This window comes from Nocardia sp. GP40 (assembly GCF_050434125.1).
GTDB lineage: Bacteria > Actinomycetota > Actinomycetes > Mycobacteriales > Mycobacteriaceae > Nocardia > Nocardia albiluteola.
Genome location: NZ_JBNPVW010000017.1, coordinates 103,968 through 126,834, shown reverse-complemented (window position 1 = coordinate 126,834; position 22,867 = coordinate 103,968). Strand labels below are relative to the sequence as shown.

Genomic DNA, 22,867 nt, shown 5'->3' with positions numbered 1-22,867 from the left:
GTTGTTTCGAGGCAGGAGCCGTTCGTGATGGCGGCGCCGCAGAGGTGGTGTGGAAGGTCGAGGCGGTCTGCTTGCGGTCGATCCAGGACAGGACAAGCGGGCCGACCGTCCGTCCGATAGTGGCATGCCCCGAAAGAGGGGGATGCGAGCGTCCGGCTAGCCTTACATAATGTCAATTATCGGCGTAACAACGGGATCGCCTGAGCGGGCGGAATGCGTTGGCGTGCAACAGTGTGCGATTCGGAAAAAGCTGAGACTGGTCCGATCGCAGTTGACAGCATCCGAGTGTGAAGCTTGATCCGGGAAGAACCTGCGAGCGCCAAGGCCTTATTCGGCGTTTTATGCATAGTTATGCACCTTTCGTATCGTCACAGTGACGTAAGTTGGTGGCTCTCACGCGGTACCCGGCGATGCTGCTGGCTCCGGGCCTGTTCGACGTCGCGACGGTCAATGATGCTGCGACCCAGATGCTTCCGCGGCTGGCCGAGGCAGGGAACCTGCTGCAGCACCTCTCCCCGTTGTGAGGGCAAATACGATGCCTGGTACACGTTTCCGCTACATTGTCAGCCGCACGGCAGCCACGTCTACCTCCTGGTTCGCGGAATCCTTTCACAGGCAAGCGATTCGGCTGAGAATGTTAGCGGGCAACGGAACAACTGAGGAGTGTCGATGACCAGGTATGCGCATTTTGTGGGAAGTGTTCCAGAGGAGTTGATGACCGGGGACGATGCGGTGCTGCGGTGGTTCGCCGACAGCACTGGCGGTCGGCTGACCGGGTTGCCCTGTGACCTGGATCCGGACTGGATCCTGCAGTATCTCCGTGACCGCAGCGAACACGACGATGTTCTCGAGATCGTCCGCGCAGGCGAGTATGCGGACTACAGCGACTTCCCCAGCTACGCGCTGCGCCCCGGTGCGAAGCTGGAGCGGCGGCACGTGTCGATGGACCGGCTCGAACGCATCGGTTCCGTGGTAGCTGCCTTCGATACGCTGCGCGCCGAGCGACCGGAGCTGGCGCAGACGAAACTGCAGCTGAGCCAACCCAATCCGCTGGATCTGGCGATGTTCGTATTCGCTGGTGCGGCGGTGTCGGCTGGATTCCCGCTCGGGCCGGCGCTGCGGCGATCGAATCTGATCGTGGCCGCCTTGCGGGCGCTGCCGGTATTCACCGAGGCCGTGCTCGAGGAGATCGCCGCGGTGAACGACCGCTACGGCGACCGGGTGGTGTGGCAGGTGGAATCACCGTTCGCGCTGCTGGGCATGGTCAAGGCTGATCGGCTGGGGGCAAAGTGGGCCGCGGCGCCGCTGCTGGCTCGCCAACTCGCCGCACTGCTCACCCGGATCCACGAGATCGGGGCTCCCAGTGTCCTGCACCTGTGCTATGGCGATTACCAGCACAAGTCGCTGCTGAGTCCGCGCTCGCTGGCGCCGGCGGTGACTCTGCTGAACCACACGGCGCGGCAACTGCGCGATCACGACACTCCCCTTCCCGCCGTGCATATTCCGTGTGCGTTCGGTGCCGAACCGGCTCCTGCGGCCCCCACGTTCTATGCACCTCTGCGGCGGCTCGACCCGGAGTGGAACATCATCGCCGGTGTGGTGTCGCCGAGATCCGGCGATGACAGCGCCCGTGCCCTGAGTATGTTCGAAGAAGCGGCCGGCCGCACCGCCTACGGGGTCGCGACCGCGTGCGGTCTGGGCCGGTGCAATGTTGCCGATGCGCAACGGGCCGCGACCACGATGGCGAAGCTGACCGCCGAGGCGACTGCCGGATAGCTCTGTGCGCGGTGGGGCGCGGCGAAGCATGGTCAGGGCCTCTGACCGATTTTCGCCGCGGCCCGTCCGCGCGTATGGGCGGCAATCGTGTTCGGCCGCAAGAGCTCTGCGTACACCCCGCTCGACCAGCGCACACGAGGCGTATCTGCCCGGTTGCCGGTCTACGCACCCCGGAAATCGAACAAACGTCATACTATGGACGCGCCGGGAAATGGGGTGATGCATGACGAACCAGCTCTGATCACGGCCCTTCTGTCTATTTGCCGACGCCTCCCCCTTCTTGGCGGTTCGCCGAAATCGGCACCACCGCAACATAATACAGCCTCACTGTCGTGACACCTTGCCTGCGTGTCATTGCCAGCGATACCCCACTGGGTCAATGGCTAACTTTTAGCTATCGAATGCAGCCAATGTGATTGCATTTGAACACACTGTTCTGCTTGATGTTTCAAGATCGCCTGTTAATCTGAATCCCGTGCGCCGTCAGCGAGTTAACCAACGGCTACGGAGGTTGGCAATCTGTCATCTGACGCGTGACCAGGCACGATGCGGTGCACGATCTGTTCGCACTTTCCAGGGAGTTGCTATGGGGACCAGGGAAAATCCACATGTTCTGGTGGTAGGCGGAGGTCCGTCGGGTTCGACCGCCGCTGCGCTGCTTGCACGGTCCGGAGTGCAGGTGACCCTCCTGGAGCGGGATACGTTCCCGCGGTACCACATCGGAGAGTCGCTGCTGGCCTCGTGCCTGTCCACCCTGCAGATATCCGGCGCCTACGACAAGGTTGCCGCGCACGGCTTCCAGATCAAGCGGGGCGGCTACTTCCAGTGGCAGCACGACACCTGGCTGCTGGACTGGAGCAAGCTGGTCGACGCCGAGGCGTGGTCGTGGCAGGTAGACCGGGCGACGTTCGACAACCTGCTGCTGCGCAACGCCGCCGAGCAGGGCGCGAAGGTGATCGAGCAGGCGAAGGTCACCGGGATCGTGTTCGACGGTGAGCGCCCGATCGCCGCGGAATGGGTCCAGGCCGGTGACGACACCGTCCATACGCTCGAGTTCGACTTCCTCGTCGACGCGACGGGCCGAGACGGACTGCTGGCCAAGCACTTCGGCATGCGCCGCCAGCACCCGGCCTTCCGCAACGTCGCGGTCTGGTCGTACTGGACGGGTGCGCACCTGCACCCCGACAGCCCCGAGGGCGCGATCAACGTCGCGTCCACCGAGGAGGGTGGCTGGTTCTGGAACATCCCCCTGGCGGACGGTCGCAACAGCGTCGGTTACGTGGTGTCCGCGCGGTTGGCATCGGAGAAGTTACGGGGCTATGACTCGCGGGAGTCCTACTACCTGGACACCATCGCAGCCAGCAAGCCGATGAGCGCAATGCTCGAAGGCGCGCAGCAGGTCGCCGAGGTGAAGGCCGAGCAGGACTATTCGTATGTCGCGGACCGGTTTTGCGGGCCCGGCTACGTTCTGGTCGGTGACGCTGCCTGCTTCCTGGATCCGCTGCTGTCCACCGGCGTGCACCTGGCGACCTATTCGGGGCTGGTGTCCGCGGCCGCGATCGCGACCACGCTGCGCGGTGAGATGAGCGAAGCCGACGCCCTGGCCTATTACGAATACACTTTCCGCCGCGGCTACACCCGGTTCCTATCGCTGGTCTCACGCATGTACGAGCACTACGTCGGATCCGAGGAGTATTTCGCACACGCTCACCGGCTCACCGACGTCTACGACGGCGACTCGCCGGAACAGTCGTTCACGCGCATCATGGCCGGGCTGACCGATGTCGGAGAGACCACCGGCACGCAGGAGCGGACCGGCACCGAGGTCATCGCCTCCGAGGCCGAGCGTCTGCATACCGACCCGGACACCGACGGGGTGAACATCAAATACATGGGTGGACTGGACATGTCACCGGTCTGGGATCACTGGCGCGACCCGCTGGTGGACACCGACATGGGCGAGATCCGGATCACGACCGAGCCGGTGTTCGGCTTGACCACCCGCGCACGCACGGACGCCGAACGGGAGGCGGTGGCCCGCCCGGTCCTGCCGCCGCGCCACGGCGCCGCCGCGCACTAGCGGCGCGGTCACCAGGACTCCCCGGTGCGAACCGATAGATGGAGTCGGCCGTGACGATCACCCACTCCCCCGGCCCGTTGGGCGAACCATCGCCCAACGGGCCGGGGTTCCGGACGAACACGGCCGCACAGATCCAGCGCTTCCACCACCCCACGACCCGAGCCTTGCTGGCGAGTGAGAATCTGACGACCACAGCACTCGAGCACCTGCTCGCGGATGGTCTGAGCGTGCGGGTCATACGTCAGGACGAGGTTCCCGCCCGTGTGCTGCCCGCGTTCATTGCCGGTGTTCTCCAGCTGCGGGTAGCCGATCGTGCCTCGATCCGGCGCTCGTGCCTGGCCACTCCCGAGCAGACTGTGTCGATCAATTACGTTGCGGCCGTGGCACAACCGGCTCACACGAGCGGGCTGGCCGATCTGGGTACCCCGATCGGGCACGGATTGATCGCCCGCGGCCTGAGCCAGCGCCGCCGGATCCTGTGGGCGGGCGCCAGGACGTGGCCGGACGGGCGTGCCTGCGCTGCCCGGGCGTACGTGATGTCAATGGGTGACCGCCCCGTGTGCTGGATTCGCGAAGCATTCAACCCGGACATCGTCCCGGCACAGCAGGCCATGGTGTGGCTGCCCGAACCCGAGCTGCGCGACGAACCCGACCCCGCGGAGCCCGACCTGACCTGGAACCCTGCTACCGCGCCGTCCAGTACTCCCGCAGCGGGCCCGAGTAGGAGATGCCAGAGTTGAACGTTCCCACCGTCACGGTCCTGCTGGACCTGGTCCTGATCATGGCGGCGGCCCACATCCTGGGATGGTTGGCCGAGAAGCTCGGCCAACCACCGGTGATCGGCGAGATCGCGGCCGGAATCCTGGCCGGCCCCGCCATCATCGGGCATCACCTGTCCTCGATGCTGTTCCCGCAAGACGCCCGCTCTTCCCTCAATCTGCTGGCCAATATCGGCGTGACCGTGTTCATGTTCGCCGCCGGCCTGGAACTCGATCGCGGCATCTTCACCGGTGCTCGCCGCTCGATCCCCACAGTGTCGGCGGCGGCCTATATAGCGCCATTCGTGTTGGGCAGCGGCCTCGCGGTCACCGTCCTGACGCGCTACCAGACCGGCCACCGGCTACACTTCGCCCTCTACATCGGCTGCGCGCTGGCCGTGACCGCCTTCCCGGTGCTGGCCCGGATCCTGCACGACCGCAACCTGATACACACCGAGATCGGCCAGATCAGCCTGGCATGCGCGGCGCTGGTAGACATCGCGGCGTGGACGGTACTGGCCGTGGTCCTGGCACTGGCACATCCGGGTAGCACCCCGTGGCGGCTGACCCTGCTCATCCCTCTTGTCGGGCTGCTGTGGTGGGTTCTGCGGCCGATGCTGGAGCGGATCTCCCAGATCGGCACCGCCCACACGATGATCGTGCTCGGCATCAGTGGCGCGCTGGCCGTCGCGGCGATCACCGAATGGATCGGATTGCACCTGATCTTCGGCGCTTTCGCGTTCGGGGTCATCTTCCCCCGTGAACGCCGCCGAACCGTGGAATCCGGCGTACGCGTCCTGAGCGCGATCCTGCTACCCGGGTTCTTCGTCGTCGCGGGCCTGGCCGTCGATCTCAGCTCGATCGACTCGACCGCGATCGGTGAACTCGTGATCATCATCGCCGCCGCGGTGCTGGGCAAAATCGGCAGCGTCTACCTCGCCGCCCGCCTTACCGGGATGCAGGCGAGACCAGCAGCCGCGGTGGCAGCGCTGCTCAACACGCGGGGGCTGACCGAGCTGGTGATCCTGTCCGTGGGCCTGACCACCGGGCTGATCGGAGCCCAGCTGTATTCGCTGCTGGTGGTCATGGCACTGGTGACGACCGCATCGACCGCGCCGATACTCCGCGTGCTCGGCATGGCTCACAGCCCCCGCGAGACCCCGCCCGCGGCACATGCCGCCGGGACGATCGCCCCCGTTACTACACAACCGCACGGCGTGGGCGATGCTGCCTTGCTGACCGACGCTGAGCCGGACAGCGCTACTCGATAACCACGGATGGCTTCCACATCCGGTTGTCGGAAGTCATCCCCTTTCGCCGAGTAGACGTACCCGAACGTAACATGTTGTACAGCAGCGTTTTACGGTCAGTATTCGCGCGGACCATCACGCACCTCAACGGGTGCGTGCGCACTGACCGTTCACCCTCCGCACGACTCATGCGAGGCACCGGAAACGCGGAATACACTGCGGCGCAGTAGTATTCGAGTGAGTCGTGCCCGGCGTCGAAGACCTTGGGCGGCAGCAACCAGCGGTGGGGGCGTGAGCGTAGCACCCGTGTTCGCGAGCCTATCGTCGTCGTCGCTGCTATGTTGCTTGCGTGGGCGAAGCGCCAAGTACCGCACAACAGTTGAGCACATGCTATCGATCGGTCCCCGCGACTATCCGGCACAAGGGCGTCCTCGTGCTACCCACGTGAGCGCGCCAGCCTGCCGTGATCGCATCAGTTTCCCGTCGTATTCCTGTTCCAGTCCGGAGTCACGTCTTTGACCACATCACAGTCACCTGTCCCCGAGTCCCACACCACGGCCACCGGAACCTGCCCCGTCCAGCACGGCGCATCGTTGGAGGTCGATCCGGACCGGTTCCCGATGTATACACCCGAGTTCGTCGCCGACCCCAACAAGATCTACGACGAGATGCGCAAGCAAGAACGCACGTTGGTTCCTGTCGAATTGGCTCCGGGCGTTCCGGCCTACCTGTGTATCGGCTACAAGGCCGCGGTCCGCATCCTCAACGACCCAGAACATTTCCCGGCTGATCCGCGCACCTGGCAGAAGAGTATTCCCGCTGATTCACCGATCCTGCCGATGATGGGGTGGCTGCCGGCGGCCCGCAACAACACTGGCGCCACCCATCTGCGCTACCGCGAGCCATCGGTGGTGGCGATCGATAACATCCACCAGACCGCCATCCGAGCCATGGTCGACAAGGCTGCTGTCCCGGTGATCGCATCGTTCTGCGAAAACGGCAGCGCGGACCTGGTGATGCAGTACGCGTTCCCGCTGATACTCGACGTGCTCAATCAGATGTGCGGTTGCCCCAGCGAGATCGGCGAGCGGGTCGCAGTCGGTATGGCCGATCGCTTCGACTCCGACCGCGTCAAGGCCAAGCAAGGCATGGTGATGCTCAAGCAGGCGCTGATGGAGCTGATCGCGCTCAAGCGCGAGCACCCCGGCGACGACGTCACCTCACACCTGGCCCATCATCCCAACGGCCTCGACGACGACGAGGTATTCGCGCAGCTGATGAGCTTCTACGGTGCGGGATTCGAGGCTCAGCGCACCTTTCTGGCCAATGCGCTGCTGCTCATCTTCACCGATCCGCGATTCCAGACCACCGAGGAAGGCCGCAACCTGTCGACCGCCCATGCGCTCGATGAGGTCTTGTTCAACAACCCGCCGATGTCGAACTTCTGCACCACCTATCCGCGGCAACCCATCCAGATCGACGGCGTGTGGTTACCGGCCGACCAGCCTGTACTGATCAGCCTCGCCGCATGCAACAACGACCCTCGTGAGCGCGGCGAAGGCAACAAGAGCATCGGCAACCGCTCACACCTCGCCTGGAGCACCGGCCCGCACGCCTGCCCCGCCAAAGACGTGGCCTACCAGACCGTCCAGAACGCCATCGACCAACTCTTCGACCGTGTGGGTGAAATCCAGCTGGCAATCGAGCCCGAGCAGTTGAAGTGGCGGCCGGGCCCCTTCCACCGTGCACTGGTCGAGATGCCCGTGAACTTCACGCCAATCGAGACGAAACTGATGATGATGTAGCCGCAGCTCCACCCCAAAGCCACTGGCCAATCACTTATGACACATCAAGGAGTCGGATGGGGCGTGATCACGTTGCGCCTGTGGGTGTCGGCGCGTGCTCGGGTCTCAGGGCATGAACGGGGATGCGGGCGGGAAGACGACGGGCAGTGAGGTCAGGGCTCGGTGGAATGGTCCTGGGCGCCAGACGAGTTCGTCCTCGGGGACGCCAAGTTCCATTTCCGGGAGGGTGTCCATGATTTGATCGATGGCCTCCTGCGCGAGCTGGAATGCGTAGGGCCGGACGTGGGCGGGGCAGGCGTGGTCGCCGGTGCTGAATGCCAGGTTCCAGCCGCGGTTGAGGAATTCGCCGTTGTTCAGTTCCGGGTCGGTGTTGCAGGCGGCCATGCTGATGATGACCGGTTGGTTGGCCGGCAGCCAGACGTTTTCGATGAGGATGGGGTGGCGCGGGTAGGTGATGCAGTAGTTCGCCATCGGTGGGTCGGTGGCAAGCCGTTCGTCGAGTGCGGCTTGGCTGGTCAGGGGGAATCTGTTGTCCTCGCTGGCGATGAAGCGGCGGTCGGTCAGCATCAGCAGCAGGGTGTTGGAGATGAGGTTCAGTGGTGGTTCGACGCCGGCGGCAAACAGCAGGACGAGTTGCTGCACCATTTCCTCGTCGGTCAGCCCGGCGGAGTGTTGGACAAGTCTGGTGGTGACGTCGTCGGCGGGCTGGCTGCGCTTGAGGGCGGTGAGGTCGAGCAGGGCCTTGCCCATGATCTCGTTGACGGTGTCGGTGTCTACGCCGTCGAACATGGCGGCGCTGGCGGTGGCGACCTGCTGGCCGATTTCCGGGGGGCAGCCGAGTACCTGGCAGAGTGCGGAGAAGACCAGCGGGAGGATGTATTGGTTCAGCAGGTCGGCCTCGCCGTCCTTGCAGAAGGTGTTGATGATGGGGATGGCGGATTTGGCGATCAGGGACCGCTGTTGGTTCACGTCGATTCCGTTGAGTGCGTCGACCATTACGGTGCGGTAGCGGGCGTGTTCCGCGCCTGCGGTGCGTATCGCGTTGGGGCGGTATTCGATCATCGGCATGATCGGAATGTCGGGGGGCGCGGTCCTCTGCCAGTTGCTGGGGTCGGCCGGGAAATGGTCGGAATCGTTGAGGATTCGCACGGCGGTGCGGTATTTGATGACCAGGGTTGCGGGTACTCCCGGCCACATCTCGACCGGAACCAGGGGGCCGTAGTCATTCCGCATTCGGCGATAGGCCCCGTGGGGGTCGGTCGCGAATTGTGCACTGTGGATCGGGATTCGGGGACCGATATCCTCGATCGACCTGGGGCTGGCGGTGGCACCCTCTTGCGTGCGCGGCGGATACACGTAGTCTCCTTGAATTCGGTTGCGGCAGTATCGTATACCCAACCGTCTGGTGAGGTTTTGCCTGCTGGACGCTGGCCAGTACTGAAGGGCCGCAGGGGACCTGGTGTGCGCGGCGTCGGGCGGCGCTCGGTGGAACCGTACGGCTTGTGCCGGAACCGGCTGGGAGACCTCCGATTTCGATGACACCTCATCGAATCGCGTAGTGCGTGACGGCTCATCGCGATCCGGGCTCGACATGCTTCGCCGGATGATCACTGAGAGGTCGTGCGCCCCATAGCGTTCCGGTCGGTTGGCCGTTGCGCTGGGAAGTGGCCGACACGCCGTGCGTCCAGGTCTGTTTCGGAGCATTTGGGGCATTGGCGTCGTTCGACGTGAACAGCGAGAGGGTGTGTGGCACAATAGTTATCTGTGTCTCGATCGGTCAAGTGCGTCGTTACGACAGCGGCGATGTCGTCAGGACACGATTGCCTCGGCGGCGCCTGCTCGCTGCATTCCGGTCGGTCCGTCGGGCCTGCCGGAAGCGTCGGATCGGGCGACCGTCTACTCCCCCATTTTCCACTTCTACCTGCGCTGTTCGGGATTTCCCGAGCTAGCCGCAGCGTCCGGCGAGCGGGCGTGCGGAGCTCGATAGCCCTGTGGCGGAACGGAAATTACATGTAGGTTGTGCTGTATAGGGCTCTTGACAGGTGATCGTCCGGACTCCCCGACCGCCCCCGCCGGTATCCGCATTTGCGTGCGAGTAACGGCGGTGCCCCGGTGCGTCGAAGTCCGGCAGCGATCGCCTCGTTATGCCCAGCGGTGGACGAAGTTGCTGCTGGGATTCGAAATGAGTAGTAGGAGGCGGGTTATGGTTACGCAGGAGTATCAGGAAGGGACGTCGCTGGCCGAGCTACTTCGGCACGGCAGCCTGGATTTCCACCACCAGCTGCAGAAGGTGCTGAGCGACCCGGCCTACGCCGTCACCGAACACCAGAGCCAGGCGCTACGGCGCGAGAACGCCTACGCCCAGCTCGCTTACCTGGTCCGGGAGATCGGCAGCACCCGCGAGATTGCCACGGATCTGCCCAAGCTGTTCGCGGTGTTCGACTGGTCCGCGGTCCTGGCCACCGACCTGATTCCGCTGATCAGCGGGCACTACAACCTGGCCTCGGGCAGCCTGGCGACCCTGACCGACGCGGAGTCCGCAGCGCCGTATCTGCACGACCTGGACGATGCCAGCAGCATCGGCGTGATGCTGCTGACCGAGTACGGGTGCGGTTCGAACATCGGCTTCATGCAGACCACCGCGACCTGGGACGGCGACGGGTTCGTGATCAACACCCCGAACACCCGGGCGCGCAAATTCATGCCCAGCGTGGGCATTCCGGTGTCGCGGGTCTGCGTCGTCGGTGCGCGGTATGTCGACACCAACGGTGTGGACCAGGGCGTGCACCTGTTCGCGGCACGGCTGCGTGATGCCAACGGCGATCCGGCCCCCGGGGTGAGCATCACCCAGCTGGATCATCAGCCGCTGGTCATCATGGACAACTCGATCATCTCCTTCGACAACCTGCGGGTCGAGCGCAATGCCTGGCTGAGCAACGACCTGGCCACGATCGACGACCAGGGCGTGCTGACCTGGCAGGACGAGAGCAGCCGCAAGCGTTCGTTCGCCTCGGCGATCAGCCAGCTGACCGTCGGACGGCTGGCGCTCTCGTCCTGCCTCAACGCCTCGGCGCGCGCCTCGCTGTACATCGCGCTGAACTACGCGGCCAAGCGGGTGGTGCCGTTGACGCCGTTCGACAGCCCGCTGATGGCCGATATCCCGCACGTGCGCGACACGCTGCTGACCGATCTGGCCGGCACCCTGGCCCGCACGATCTACGGCAACGCGATCAAGACCTCACTGGCGACAAGCGATCTCACCGATCGCGACACCGTCGTGTCGGTGATGCTGGCCAAGCACTTCATCCAGTTGCACGCGCTGGACACGGTGACCCACTGTCGCATCAAGATGGGTGCGCAGGGGATGTTCAGTGCGAACCGGGTCGCGGACTACCTCGGGGTGTGTCATGCGGCGATCACCGGTGAGGGCGATTGTCACGTGCTGGGTTCGGTGGCCGGTCGCGTGCTGGCCAAGCACCTGGCCGGAAAGCCCGTGCCCGAGCCGGGTCTGCACGATCCGGCGGATCCGGCCGATCGGCTGGGCCTGCTCAATGCCCGGACCCTGACGATCGTGCACGAGGCGCAGGAGCATCTGACGACCCCGGGGCTGGCCAATCGGCTGGCGGTCATTCCGGAGGCGTTGAGCCTGGCCGAGGCGTATTGCGCCGAGGAGGCTCTGCAGCTGCTGCACCAGCATGCGAATCTTGCCGAGATCGCTGCCGTGCGTGATGTTTTCGCGCTGCATTATCTCGATCAGAATGCCGCGTGGTATCTCACGCACGGATTGCTGGACGTTGCCGGGGTGGAGACGACGAAGCTGTTGCTGCGTCGTGCCATCGACGATCTCGCCGCCTGTGTGCCCGCACTGCTGGATGCCTTCGGCTTCGACGACGAGATTCTCGGGGCGCCGGTGTTGTCGGCGGATCTGCCGACGGCGTGGGATTCACGCTGCAACAGTCCCTCTCGGGGCTGAGTAGGACTCCGGGAGGGCGCCCCATGGGCGCCCTCCCGGAGTGTCACCGTCTCGGTGTTGCCGGCGCGTGCGACCTCACCACGGCCGTGCTGCCGCTGCGGGATCGGTGTCACTGAGGTAGTTCAGCGGTGGCGACGGGGGGAAGGTGACCGGCAACGCGGTCAGCGCGCGATGGAAAGGCCCTGGGCGCCAGGCCAATTCGCTGGCAGGGTGGGCCAGCTCGAGGTCGGGCAGGGCGTCCAGGAGCTGATCGAGGGCCTCGTTGGCGATGAGCATGGCCACCGATTGGGCGGGGCAGGCGTGTGGGCCGGCGCCCCAGGCGAGGTGGGACCGGTTTCCGGTGCGTTCGCCGTGGACGGTGGGGTCGTCGTGGCAGCCGGCGAGGCTGATGAGGACGGGTTGGTGCTCGGGTAGCCAGAAGTCGCCCAGCAGCTGGGGCTGGCGCGGGTAGGTGAGGCAGGAGTTCGCCAGGGGTGGATCGGCGAACAGGGCCTCGTCGATGGCATCGCGGGCAGACAGGGCGCCGCCGAGCAGATCGCTGCCGAACCGGTTGTCGGTGACCATGAGCAGCAGCGTGTTGGCGATCAGGTTCCAGGTAGGCTCGGTCCCCGAGGTGTAGAGCATCGCGATCGCGTGCGTCGCCTCCGCATCGTCCAGGGCCGCCGGGTCGGCCAGGAGCCACGAGGTGAGATCCTCGGCCGGCGCCGCGCGCTTGTTGGCGATCAGCTCGCGCATCGCGGCGGCCATGACGGCGTCGGCTTGGGCGGTCTCGGCCGGGGTGGTCGCGTCGCGCAGGGTCATCATGCCGTCGAACATGGCGTCGCTGATGTCGGGGGTGAATCCGAGCAGCTGGTCGATGATTTCGACGATCAGCGGGACGGCGTAATGGTTGAGTAGGTCCACGCTGCCGTTCTGGCAGAACTCGTTCACCAGGGTGACCGCGGTGCGTTCGACCATGTGCCGCAGGGTGTGCAGGTCCACGCGGTCCAAGGCGTTGGTGACGGCGCTACGGTAGCGCACGTGTTCGTCGCCGGCGGTGCGGGCGGCGTTGGGCTGCCAGCCCATGGTGGCCGCGACGGGGCATCCGGTGCCCTGGCGGGCCTGCCACAGGCGCGGGTCCGCGGGGAATCGGGCGGGGTCGCCGAAGACGTGCAGGGCCTCGCGGTATCCCAGCACGAGGGTGGCTGGGACACCGGGTGCGATGTCGACGGGGACCAGCGCGCCATGGTCGCGGCGCATGTCACGGTAGGCACCGTGCGGGTCCGCCGCGAACTCGGGCGAGTAGAGCCTCACCCGCGTGTGCCCGCCGTGCGAGCGAGTAAAGCCGGACGGACGGGTCGGACGGGCAACTCCTTCAACATCATCGCAAGACTCCTTGACACGAGGTGCAATTCCGAATGACACGTCAAATGTGTTCGACGACAACACATTTGAGTTTGCATGTTTGCGTTTGCGAAGTTCGATGATACCGATCGATGCGAGTGATCGCAGGGCCACCACCAGATAGCGCCCCCGCGTCGCCCGTGCGGCGCGGAGCCCACGCCGCGGCGATGCGCCAGGTCGGCGCAGATTGTTCCAGGTCGAAACGCTTTCGGCGGATCGCGGCGCCGCCCGCGCGCCGGGGTGCGGAGTGTCCTGTCAGGACGACTCGTCCAGTCGCGGGGACAGCACGGCCCGCTCGCGCGCCTCGTCCGGACTACCGTAGGTTCGCCCGGATGGGCTGTGCGCGAACGCCTCCCGGAACGCGGTTTCGGATCGGAATCCCGAGGCGATCGCGATGTCCCTGATCGTGCTGCCGCGGTACAGGGGCGACTGCAACCGGTGCAGCGCACGCTTCACGCGATGTTCGGTCAGCAGGTCCCCCGGTGTCCGGCCAGGGAAGGCCGTGGCGATGATGTTGTAGAGGGTGCGCCGGGAGAAGTTCACGTGCGCGGCCATGGTCTGCGCCGAGACCCGCCGGTCGTCGGAATGCTCCTGCACGTACCGCAGGACGCTCGCCGCGACCTCCTGATGCCGCGCGACCTCCCCCACTCGGCGGTCGTCGAGCGACATCAGCAACAGCTCGAGCATGCGAGTGTTCATGGCGGCGAAATCGTGCGCGGTGAGATGCTCCTGGCGCGCGGCCAGGGCGTGGATCAGAGCGATCGCACCCGGCAGGGTTCCGCGGCGCTGATCCAAGCTCAGGGGCGCCTTGTCGATGATCGCGTAGAAGTTCTTCTGCGCCTCTTCGTCTTTCGGCACGGTCAGGGTCACGATGAGCCCACGCGCCCCCGCGTCGTGCTCGAAGGTGAACGGCTCGGACATGCGTGCCAGCGCGCAGCATCCGCCCGTCAGCTCGACGGCGACGCCGCCCTGGGTGAGCCCGATCGATCCCCGGATTCCGACGACCAGCCGAGCACCGCGGTCGTCGAATTGCCTGACCTGGCGCGGTGTCCGATCGTATCGGACCTCGTTCGAGGCGAAGTCGACAACCTGTGCGACCACCGCGCACTCTCCGCCGTCGAGCTCGAGCAGGCGGCCGACGCGCGTACCGCCGCCGAACCGATGCTCTCCTCGATTGGGGAACGCGTGTGCCAGCGGGCCGTGGTTCCCGATCACCTCGTGTTCCCAGGCGTCCTTCTGTGCGGTCTCGGGGAGTTCGCCGGTGCTGAAAACCCTCCGGTCGTACCGCAACTCGACCATGCCACCCCTTCGCGTCTGTGCACACCTGCGCCGAAATCTTGCACACCTCTCGGCTTCCGAGCCGGACCCGCCGGTCCTAACCTGGGGGAAGATCGTACCCGCAGGGTCCGGGTTCGAGCTCCGGGCGCTCGACGGCCACAGGAGGGGAGCCGTCGATGCGACACCGGTTGGGGCAGTGGGAATTCGGTGGTGTTCCGCCGGGGCCACTCCCCCTCGACACTCCACGCATCCACCCACTGATCGTCACAGTGACGTTTCTTCGGCGCGAAATGGACGAATCAGCCTGCGACACAAGAAATCCGTGCATCGGATGCACAATCGCATCCGATGCACGGATTTTCGGTCACGTCCCCGTCAGGGCGCGGGCTGCACCGCGAGCTCCCCCGTGGCGGGGGTGTCGGTGCCGCGCAGCGAGACGCCCTTGGTCTCGCGCAGGAACACCCACGACACCAGGCCGACCAGGCAGCCGGCGACCATGAAGAAGGCCGGGAACAGCTTCCAGCCGGTGGCGTCGATGACGGCCTGGTCGATGTACGGGGCCGTGCCGCCGAAGATCGCGGTCGACAGGTTGTAGGACAGCGCGAATCCGGCATACCGCACCTGGGTGGGGAAGATCGCCGGGAAGGTCGCCGAGATGGTGGACAGCTGCGGCACGAACAGCAGGCCCAGCACGACGAAACCGAAGATGGCCCAGCCGATTCCCTGGCCCATCAGCCAGTACATCGGTACCGCCAGCACGGCGAGCCCGACCAGGGACACCAGCCACATCGGGCGCCGGCCCACCCGGTCCGACAGCGCCCCCGAGGCCGGCAGCACCAGCATCATCACCAGCTGACCGACCAGCACCATGGCGGTGGTGGTGGAGTCGCTGATGTGGATGGTCTGCTCGAGGTAGGTGGGCTGATAGGACAGCAGCGTGTAGTCGACGATGTTCAGCGCGATGACCAGTCCGGCGAGGGTGAACAGCTCGCGCGGATAGTGGGTGATCAGGTTCCCCAGCGTCGAGACGAGCGAGCGCGTCACCGCCGCCAGCCCGCGCGGCCGGGGCTGCTCGGTGCTCTCGGCGACCTCGGTGAACACCGGGCTCTCGTCGAGCTTGCTGCGCAGATACCAGCCGACCAGGCCCAGGGGCAGGGCCACCAGGAACGGGATGCGCCAGCCCCAGTTCTGCATGGCGCTGTCGCCCAGGAGCACCTGCAGCGCCAGGACCAGCGCGGTGCCGCCGACGATGCCGGTCAGGGTGCCGAATTCCAGGAAGCTGCCCAGGAACCCGCGCCGGCGGTCCTCGACGCTCTCGGCCATGAACGTGGCCGCGCCGCCGTACTCGCCGCCGGTGGAGAAGCCCTGCACGATGCGCAGCGCGAACAGCAGGATCGGGGCCAGCACGCCCACCTGATGATGGGTGGGCAGGATGCCGATGCACGCCGTGGCCCCGGCCATCAGCAGGATCGTGGTCGCCAGCACGGCCTTGCGGCCGATGCGGTCGCCCAGCGGGCCCCACACCATGCCGCCGAAGGGGCGCAGCACGAACGACACGGCGAAGCCGAGCATGGTGAACGCGGTGCCGAGTCCGGGAAAGAACGCGTGGGTGAGGTAGGTCGCGGTGGCCGCGTAGACGCCGTAGTCGAACCATTCGGTGGCATTGCCCATCGCGGCCGCGGCCACGGAACGTCGTTGTTGTGGTTGCGGGTCGCGGGATGTCACGCGAACTCCTCTCCCCATGGTTTCGGGACACCGCATCGCCGCGGTGCATAGTGTCTTTCGTCACTTCTCTGATAACAGAATGGCAACGAATGCCACGTTTACCCGGTTTTCATCCTCGGCAAACGGCGACCGATGCCGCGAAACGGGTGAGACGCACCGTCCGACCAGTGGCGATACCCATTTTTGTGATACGCATCACACTTGCCAGATTTGTCAGTCTCCGCTAGGTAGCGCCAGCCGGACTGCGTCAAGGATCCTTCAGTAAACCCGACGATTCCCCGCCGGGCGTGTCAACAGTCCGTTAACGCCGAAAGGTCGAGTCCGCGTAGATTGGCCCCGACGATGACCAGATTCCGGGTCCACCGGACAGGGAGCCCTCGAGGGGGACTACGACGTGACCGCCACCGCGCAACGGCCACGCACCGGGATCAGATCCTGGCTGCTACAGGGGGCAGACGAGGAGCAGTATTCCCAGCACCCGGGCCCCATGGTCAAACAGGCCGAGGAATCCCATCAGCGCTCCTGGTGGAAGGTGATGTGCCTGACCGGCGTGGACTACTTCTCCACTCTGGGCTACCAGCCCGGTATCGCCGCGGTAGCCGCAGGTGTGCTGTCACCCCTGGCGACGCTGGTGCTGGTCGCGTTGACGCTGCTGGGCGCGCTGCCGGTCTACCGCCGCGTCGCCCGCGAATCCCCGCACGGCGGCGGCTCGCTGGCCATGTTCGGCATCCTGCCGCGCTGGACCGGCAAGATCTTCATCCTGGTGCTGCTGGGCTTCGCCGCGACGGACTTCGTGATCACGATGACCCTGTCCGCGGCCGACGGCGCCGCGCACATCGTGGAGAATCCGCTTGTGCCGCATTGGCTCACCGGCCACGCGATGCTGATCACGATGGTGCTGCTGGCGCTGCTGGCCGCGATCTTCCTCAAGGGTTTCGGTGAGGCCATCAGCACCGCGGTCGTGCTGGTGGGGGCGTATCTGGCGCTGAACGTGGTGGTCGCCGCGGTCGGGCTGTACCACGTGTTCACCGCCTCGGGACTGATCGTGGACTGGACCCACGCCATGACCGCCCAGCACGGCAGCATCTTCGCCATGATCGGGGTCTCGCTGCTGGTGTTCCCCAAACTCGCCCTGGGCCTGTCGGGCTTCGAGACCGGCGTGGCGGTGATGCCGCAGATCAAGAGCACCCCTGGCGAACCGGAGGACAATCCCACCACCCGGATCGCGGGTGCCAAGAAGTTGCTGACCACCGCCGCGATCATCATGAGCGTGTTCCTGATCATCACCAGCTTCATCACCGTGGTGCTGATCCCCGAACGCGAATTCCAGAACGGCGGCAAGGCCAACGGGCGCGCACTGGCGTATCTGGCGCACGAATACCTGGGCAACGGATTCGGCACCGTCTACGACGCCTCCACCATCGCGATCCTGTGGTTCGCCGGCGCCTCGGCCATGGCGGGCCTGCTGAACCTGGTGCCGCGGTACCTGCCGCGCTACGGCATGGCCCCGGAGTGGGCGCGCACCACCCGCCCGCTGGTGCTGGTGTTCGCGGTCATCTCCTTCGGCATCACCTGGTACTTCAAGGCCGACGTTGACGCCCAGGGCGGCGCCTACGCCACCGGAGTGCTGGTGCTGATCACCTCCGCCGCGGTCGCGGTGACCCTGTCCGCGGCGCGTAAACGCGAGCGCAACAAGGTGATCGGCTTCGGCGTCGTCTCGGCGGTCTTCGTGTACACCACGATCCTGAACATCGTCGAGAAGCCCGAGGGTGTGCAGCTGGCCTCGCTGTTCATCCTGGCGATCATCGTGGTGTCGTTCATCTCCCGCGCCCGGCGCGCGTTCGAGCTGCGCGCGATCGAGGTCGACTTCGACGACAAGGCCGGCTGGCTGATCGACAAGATCGCTGCCAGCGGCACCATCCGCATCGTCACCCACGACCTGGACAGCCTCGAGGATCGCCAGCCCGCCGAATACCGTGAGAAGGAGGCCGTGCAACGCATCGAGAGCCACATCCCCGCCTCCGAGCCGATCCTGTTCCTCGAGGTGATCGTGCGTGACGCCTCGGAATTCTCCACCGACCTGCACGTGAGCGCGGTCGAGCTGGACTGCTACAAGATCCTCACCGTCGAGGCCACCGCCATCCCGAACTCGATCGCGGCGATCCTGCTGGCCATCCGCGACCGCACGGGACTGAACCCGCACGTGTATTTCGAATGGACCGAGGGCAATCCGCTGACGAACCTGCTCAAGTTCCTGTTCGTCGGCGAGGGCGAGGTGGCGCCGGTGACCCGCGAGATCCTGCGCCGCGCCGTCCCCGACCCCGCTCAGCGCCCGCACGTGCACGTCGACAGCTGAGCCGGTGGCCGGGGACGCCCGGCACCACGCGCAGGGGCCCACTGGCCCGGCCGATCACCGGCCGGGCCAGTGGGCCTTCAGGCGCAATGCGGCGTCCTGGGCCTGGCGCAGGCCCGCCTCGTGCGCCGGTGCCACGGCCGCGGTGCTGAATACGTCCAGGCCGAACAGGGCGATCGTTTCCGGGTCGGGAACCACCGAAATCTCCGTGGCACCGCCCAATTCGCGGTCCGCGGGGGTGCGCGGGAACATGTGGGCCAGCGGCTCGAGGATCGCCACCAGCTCCGCGCCCGCGGCAAGGTCGGCATTCACCGACGAGCGCAGGCCGCCGTCCACATAATGGTGCCCCTGCACCGGAATCGGCGGGAACACGCCCGGCACACAGGTGCTCGCGGCCAGCGCCTCGGGCAGGGTGGCCGCATCCGCGGCGGTCCACACCCGGAACTCGCCAGTGGTGATGTCGATCGAGGTCATCCGCAGATCCCGGTCCGGCCACTCGTCCATGCCCACCAGATTCCGCATGCGCGCCACATGCACCGCCGGATCGCCCACCGGCGCGGCCAGCGCCCGCTCCCCCGCCCGGCGCCACGCCGCGCCCCGGTCGCTCCCGGGCGCGGCCAGCTCCGCGAAGATCCCCATCATCAGTTCCTGGTCCACCTCGAACCGTTCCCCGTCCGAGGGCAACGGCGCGGCCAGGATCGCCGGATCCCCGCCGGCGGCCAGCACGGCGCCCACCACGGCCCCGGCCGAGGTGCCCACGAATCGGTCCGCCAGCGACAGATCGATTCCGGCGTCGCGTAACCCCGTCACCAGACCCGCCATCCAGGCGATCCCCACCGGTCCACCCCCGCCCAGCACGAGAGCGGTATCGATCCGGGCGGGCTGTGCATCAGACATGCCCTCCACAGTAACCATCACACCCCGATCCGTCGGCCTGCCCGGCCCCTCTCGTCCCGAAACACCCCCGGGGCCGAATCCGTTGTGCCACGCTCGTATTCGTGCACCTCGACACCACCACCGAGATCGCCGCCCCGATCGCCACGGTGTGGTCGGTACTGGCGGAGGTCGAATCCTGGCCGCGCTGGACCGCGTCGGTCACCCGGCTCGACCTGCTCGACAACGGCCCGCTGCGCCTCGGCAGCCGCGCGCGCATCCGCCAGCCCCGCCTTCCCTCGGCGATCTGGACGATCACCGAGCTGACCCCCGGCTCGGCGTTCACCTGGATCTCCCGGGCGCCCGGCGTCACAACCATCGGCATCCACGCGCTGCAACCCATCACCGAAACCGTCACCGCCGCACGGCTTGTCATCGATCAGCTGGGCCCGCTGGCCCGGCCCGTCGGCGCGCTGACCGGATCACTGACCCGCCGATACGTCGCGATGGAGGCACGCGGGCTCAAAACCCGCGCCGAAGCCGTCGCCTCCGGACACTGATACCCGCGCGGGCATCAGGCAGGTCAGCTGTGGCTGCGCTCGTGCGGCAGCCAGACCTGCTCGGCCCGGACGCTGGCCTGTGGAGTGAAGTAGTCACCGGTCCGCAGGTCGTCGAGCAACGTCGCGTGTTCGGGCGCCCACCCCAGCAGCGCTTGGGTGTGTTCGCTGGAGACCGGGACGTCGAGCGAGAAGAATCGGGCCAGGAACGGGTTCCCGAGATGCGCGGCGGCCTGTTCGAGGGTCAGCGAAGCGGTGGGGATGTCGAGCGCGTGCGCGATCTGCTCCGCGATGCTTCTGATCGTGACCGCGCCTTCGCCGACGCCGTGTAGCACGCTGCCGGCCGGAGCCCTCTCCAACGCCAACCGGAACGCCACCGCGGCGTCGGCGCGGTGGACCGCCGGCCACCGATTGGCGCCGTCGCCGATGTAGGCCGAGACGCCTGCCCTGCGCGCGGCCGCGATGAGAGCCGGAATGAACCCGTAGTCGCCGGGCCCGTGCACGGTCGGCGCGAGTCGCACCACGCTGGCTCGCACACCCGATCCGGCCAGGCTCAGGCAGGTCTGCTCGCCCGCGATGCGGAAAGCGGCGACCGAGTCGGGGTCTGGTGCGTCCTGCTCGGTACTGACCTGCCCGGCCCTGGTTACCAAGGTGCCCGAGGCGCTGACAAGCGGCTTACCGGACCCGGCCAGCGTCTGCCCGAGCGCCTCGATCGCTGCGCAGTCGCGGCGGATGAGGTCATCCGGATCCGCGTAGTCGCCCCCGTACGCCATGTGTAGTACGCCGTCGGCGGCTGCCGCGCCGCGACGCAGGCTGTCGAGGTCGTCCAGGAAACCGCGATGCGGTGTCGCACCCAACGATTTCAGCCGGGCGGCCGCGGCCTCCGAGCGGGCCAGACCGGTCACGGTGTGACCGGCCGCGATGAGCCCGGTGACGACAGTGGGTCCGGTCTGACCGGAGCCCCCGGTGACGAAGACATGCATGGAACCCTCCCTTGTTACGCCATTCACTGGCGCTAAGTAGTGCCAGTCACCGACTCTACGCGTAGCGCCAGTAACTGACGCAACTTGATGCCAGTCACTGACACATCGCGGTAGGCTCGGAGAATGCCACGAAGCGGAGCAGAGGTGCGTCGCCGCCTGCAACAGGCGGCTCTGGAGCTGTACCGGGAACGCGGGTTCGACCAGACCACAGCAGCGGAGATCGCCGCCCGAGCCGGGGTCAACGAGCGCACCTTCTTCCGGCACTTCCCCGACAAGCGCGAGGTGCTCTTCGACGGCGAAGCCGACTTACGCACCGCGCTGATGCAGTCGATTGCCGAAGCACCTCAGGAACTGGGCCCGTTCGAGGCACTGCTGTGCGCGTTCCGGAAATCCGCTCGGAATCTGGAACGCAACCGCCCGTTGTCCGATCCACGATGGAAAGTCATCGCGGTGACCCCGGCACTGCGCGAACGCGAGCTGGCCAAGCATGCATGGCTCACCGATGCCGTGGCGGAGGCGCTGCGACAACGTGGTATCGATGCCGGTCCGGCCGACCTGGCCGCCCGGACCGGCTGGGCCGCCTATCAACACGCGGTCCACGCCTGGATCGATGACGCCTCAGACACTCTGGACGCGTGTCTCTCCCGGGCCTTCTACGACCTGCGCACCCTCTCTGCGGCCGCCGCACCGATGCAGGCAGGCTCCGAACACTGACAGGGCCCCATCCGCGGTCACCGAACGTCACAGGTCGCCTTCCATCACGTGCGGCCAACCACGCCCTCGCACAGCACGCTTCGTGGAAGACACCCCCAACCGGCTGGAGCCTTACCCGTCAGGGCAACTGCGGGCGAGCGTGGTGAGCCGCTGCGATTCGGCTCAGGACAGTTTCGCTTCGGGAGCGAAGGCGGGCAGCTTCTCGAGGCTGCTCCGGACGGCGTCGGTGCCGTACCCGAACATCTGCCGCTCGTAGTCCTCGACCGCGCTGTGCAGGTCCCGGCAGCCTGCGTCGGCCTCGATCAGGCAGCGGCGCAGCAGGTCGGCATCGCGCAGCGCGGTGTTCGCGCCGTTGCCGCCGGTCGGGGAGGTGGCGTGGATCGCGTCGCCGAGCAGCGTGACCGGGCCGGACGCCCAGCGCTCACGGGGCTCGACCACCCGGATCGACAGCAGCCTGCTGTTGTCCGGGTCGGCCTGTTCGATAAGCGCGCGCAGTTGTGGGTGCCAACCTTGCATCCTGGACAACACGGCGTCCTGCGCGCTCAGGTCTTCCAGCGAGCCGTTCGGCGGCAGGATCATGACCCAGCGCACGTAGTCGCCGACGTCGGGCAGCGTGACTTCGGGGGCCAGTTGCTCGGCGGCCTGCTTGGGCGGGGTACGGAAACGCATCGCGCCCAGCAGCAGGCTGACGCGCGCACCCGCAATCTTCGAGCCGTAGGCCTTGGACAGGCCGGCGAACTCGTCGGTCAGCAGGGTGCGGCCGATGACGAACCGGACGCCGGTGTCGGTCGGGGTAGTCTGCGGCGACAGCACCCCGCGGACCGCGGAGGTGATGCCGTCCGCGCCGACGAGCAGGTCGGCGGTGGCCGGGTCGCGGCGGGCGAACTCGGCTCGGACTGTGCCGCCGGCCAGGACTTCGTAGCCGGTGAGTGTGGCGTCGGTGTGCACGGTGAGGCCGGTCAGCAGCAGGTGTCGTAGCACTTGGCGGTCGACGACGATGCCGGTCCGGCTCGCGCCGAGCCTGCCGATCTCGGTCAACTGCGGGTCCAGGATCAGCTGCTCGGCGGAGGCGTCCATCACGATCTCGTCCAGCAGCGGGTGCCAGCGTGTCGGCAGGCAGTCGCGCACCGCCTGAAAACCGATCGGGTTCAGCACGAGCCGATAGCCCTGGAACCGCGCGACGATCCCCGGGTCGCGTTCGAACACCTCGGCCTCGATCCCGGCGCCTCGCAGGCCCTGCGTGAGCGCCAGACCTCCCAGACCGGCTCCGGCAACGGCAACTCGCATCGCACACCTCCGCGAACATCGATACGAACTAAGTTCGTTATTACGATCTAAGTTCTACTTAGCGAACTTAGT

17 protein-coding genes are annotated in these 22,867 nt (G+C 66.5%); 10 read left to right on the top strand and 7 right to left on the bottom strand.

Annotated elements, in window-relative coordinates; translation table 11 throughout:
• Positions 1-386: 386 nt before the first annotated feature.
• From ABH933_RS37965 to ABH933_RS37940, 6 genes are all read left to right on the top strand, one after another.
• A complete protein-coding gene (locus tag ABH933_RS37965; protein ID WP_429425043.1) occupies positions 387-524 on the top strand; it encodes a hypothetical protein in 138 nt (45 codons plus the stop codon).
• Positions 525-714: 190 nt separating this feature from the next.
• Positions 715-1,776, top strand: a complete 1,062-nt coding sequence (locus ABH933_RS37960) for a hypothetical protein (RefSeq protein WP_429425040.1) — start codon at positions 715-717, stop codon at positions 1,774-1,776.
• 586 nt (positions 1,777-2,362) lie between these two features.
• Positions 2,363-3,856, top strand: coding sequence for a tryptophan 7-halogenase (locus ABH933_RS37955; protein ID WP_429425038.1), 1,494 nt, complete (start codon positions 2,363-2,365; stop codon positions 3,854-3,856).
• 50 nt (positions 3,857-3,906) lie between these two features.
• A complete protein-coding gene (locus tag ABH933_RS37950; protein ID WP_429425036.1) occupies positions 3,907-4,596 on the top strand; it encodes a hypothetical protein in 690 nt (229 codons plus the stop codon).
• Positions 4,593-5,885, top strand: coding sequence for a cation:proton antiporter (locus ABH933_RS37945; RefSeq protein ID WP_429425034.1), 1,293 nt, complete (start codon positions 4,593-4,595; stop codon positions 5,883-5,885). The genes ABH933_RS37950 and ABH933_RS37945 overlap by 4 nt, the downstream gene beginning before the upstream one ends.
• A 572-nt stretch (positions 5,886-6,457) precedes the next feature.
• Complete coding sequence (locus ABH933_RS37940; RefSeq protein WP_429425032.1) at positions 6,458-7,669, top strand: cytochrome P450; 1,212 nt, start codon at positions 6,458-6,460, stop codon at positions 7,667-7,669.
• Between the two features lie 105 nt (positions 7,670-7,774).
• On the opposite strand, the gene ABH933_RS37935 is transcribed toward ABH933_RS37940, so the two are convergent.
• A complete protein-coding gene (locus ABH933_RS37935; RefSeq protein ID WP_429425030.1) occupies positions 7,775-8,902 on the bottom strand; it encodes a cytochrome P450 in 1,128 nt (375 codons plus the stop codon).
• A gap of 970 nt (positions 8,903-9,872) precedes the next feature.
• On the opposite strand from ABH933_RS37935, the gene ABH933_RS37930 reads away from it, so the two are divergent.
• Positions 9,873-11,642, top strand: coding sequence for a hypothetical protein (locus tag ABH933_RS37930; RefSeq protein ID WP_429425028.1), 1,770 nt, complete (start codon positions 9,873-9,875; stop codon positions 11,640-11,642).
• Between the two features lie 75 nt (positions 11,643-11,717).
• On the opposite strand, the gene ABH933_RS37925 is transcribed toward ABH933_RS37930, so the two are convergent.
• The 3 genes from ABH933_RS37925 to ABH933_RS37915 all read right to left on the bottom strand — a co-directional run bounded on the left by ABH933_RS37925 (position 11,718) and on the right by ABH933_RS37915 (position 16,046).
• Entirely contained in the window at positions 11,718-12,881 is a 1,164-nt protein-coding gene (locus ABH933_RS37925) for a cytochrome P450 (protein ID WP_429425026.1), read from the bottom strand.
• A gap of 399 nt (positions 12,882-13,280) precedes the next feature.
• Positions 13,281-14,324 carry a helix-turn-helix domain-containing protein gene (locus ABH933_RS37920; protein WP_429425024.1) on the bottom strand — a complete coding sequence of 348 codons (1,044 nt, stop codon included), beginning with the start codon at positions 14,322-14,324 and terminating at the stop codon, positions 13,281-13,283.
• Positions 14,325-14,678: 354 nt separating this feature from the next.
• Positions 14,679-16,046 (bottom strand): MFS transporter, encoded by a 1,368-nt coding sequence (locus ABH933_RS37915; protein WP_429425022.1) that lies wholly within the window; start codon positions 16,044-16,046, stop codon positions 14,679-14,681.
• A 469-nt stretch (positions 16,047-16,515) separates the two neighbouring features.
• Between ABH933_RS37915 and ABH933_RS37910 the strand changes: the two genes are divergently transcribed.
• On the top strand, positions 16,516-18,384 hold the full coding sequence (locus ABH933_RS37910) for an amino acid transporter (RefSeq protein WP_429425245.1): 1,869 nt from the start codon (positions 16,516-16,518) through the stop codon (positions 18,382-18,384).
• 54 nt (positions 18,385-18,438) lie between these two features.
• On the opposite strand, the gene ABH933_RS37905 is transcribed toward ABH933_RS37910, so the two are convergent.
• On the bottom strand, positions 18,439-19,278 hold the full coding sequence (locus ABH933_RS37905) for a patatin-like phospholipase family protein (protein WP_429425020.1): 840 nt from the start codon (positions 19,276-19,278) through the stop codon (positions 18,439-18,441).
• A gap of 101 nt (positions 19,279-19,379) precedes the next feature.
• Between ABH933_RS37905 and ABH933_RS37900 the strand changes: the two genes are divergently transcribed.
• Positions 19,380-19,814 carry an SRPBCC family protein gene (locus ABH933_RS37900; protein WP_429425017.1) on the top strand — a complete coding sequence of 145 codons (435 nt, stop codon included), beginning with the start codon at positions 19,380-19,382 and terminating at the stop codon, positions 19,812-19,814.
• A gap of 23 nt (positions 19,815-19,837) precedes the next feature.
• Here ABH933_RS37900 and ABH933_RS37895 read toward each other — a convergent pair whose 3' ends face one another.
• Positions 19,838-20,794 carry an SDR family oxidoreductase gene (locus tag ABH933_RS37895; protein WP_429425015.1) on the bottom strand — a complete coding sequence of 319 codons (957 nt, stop codon included), beginning with the start codon at positions 20,792-20,794 and terminating at the stop codon, positions 19,838-19,840.
• 123 nt (positions 20,795-20,917) lie between these two features.
• On the opposite strand from ABH933_RS37895, the gene ABH933_RS37890 reads away from it, so the two are divergent.
• Positions 20,918-21,508 carry a TetR family transcriptional regulator gene (locus tag ABH933_RS37890; protein WP_429425013.1) on the top strand — a complete coding sequence of 197 codons (591 nt, stop codon included), beginning with the start codon at positions 20,918-20,920 and terminating at the stop codon, positions 21,506-21,508.
• Between the two features lie 162 nt (positions 21,509-21,670).
• Here ABH933_RS37890 and ABH933_RS37885 read toward each other — a convergent pair whose 3' ends face one another.
• On the bottom strand, positions 21,671-22,795 hold the full coding sequence (locus tag ABH933_RS37885; protein ID WP_429425011.1) for an FAD-dependent oxidoreductase: 1,125 nt from the start codon (positions 22,793-22,795) through the stop codon (positions 21,671-21,673).
• Between the last annotated feature and the right edge of the window lie 72 nt (positions 22,796-22,867).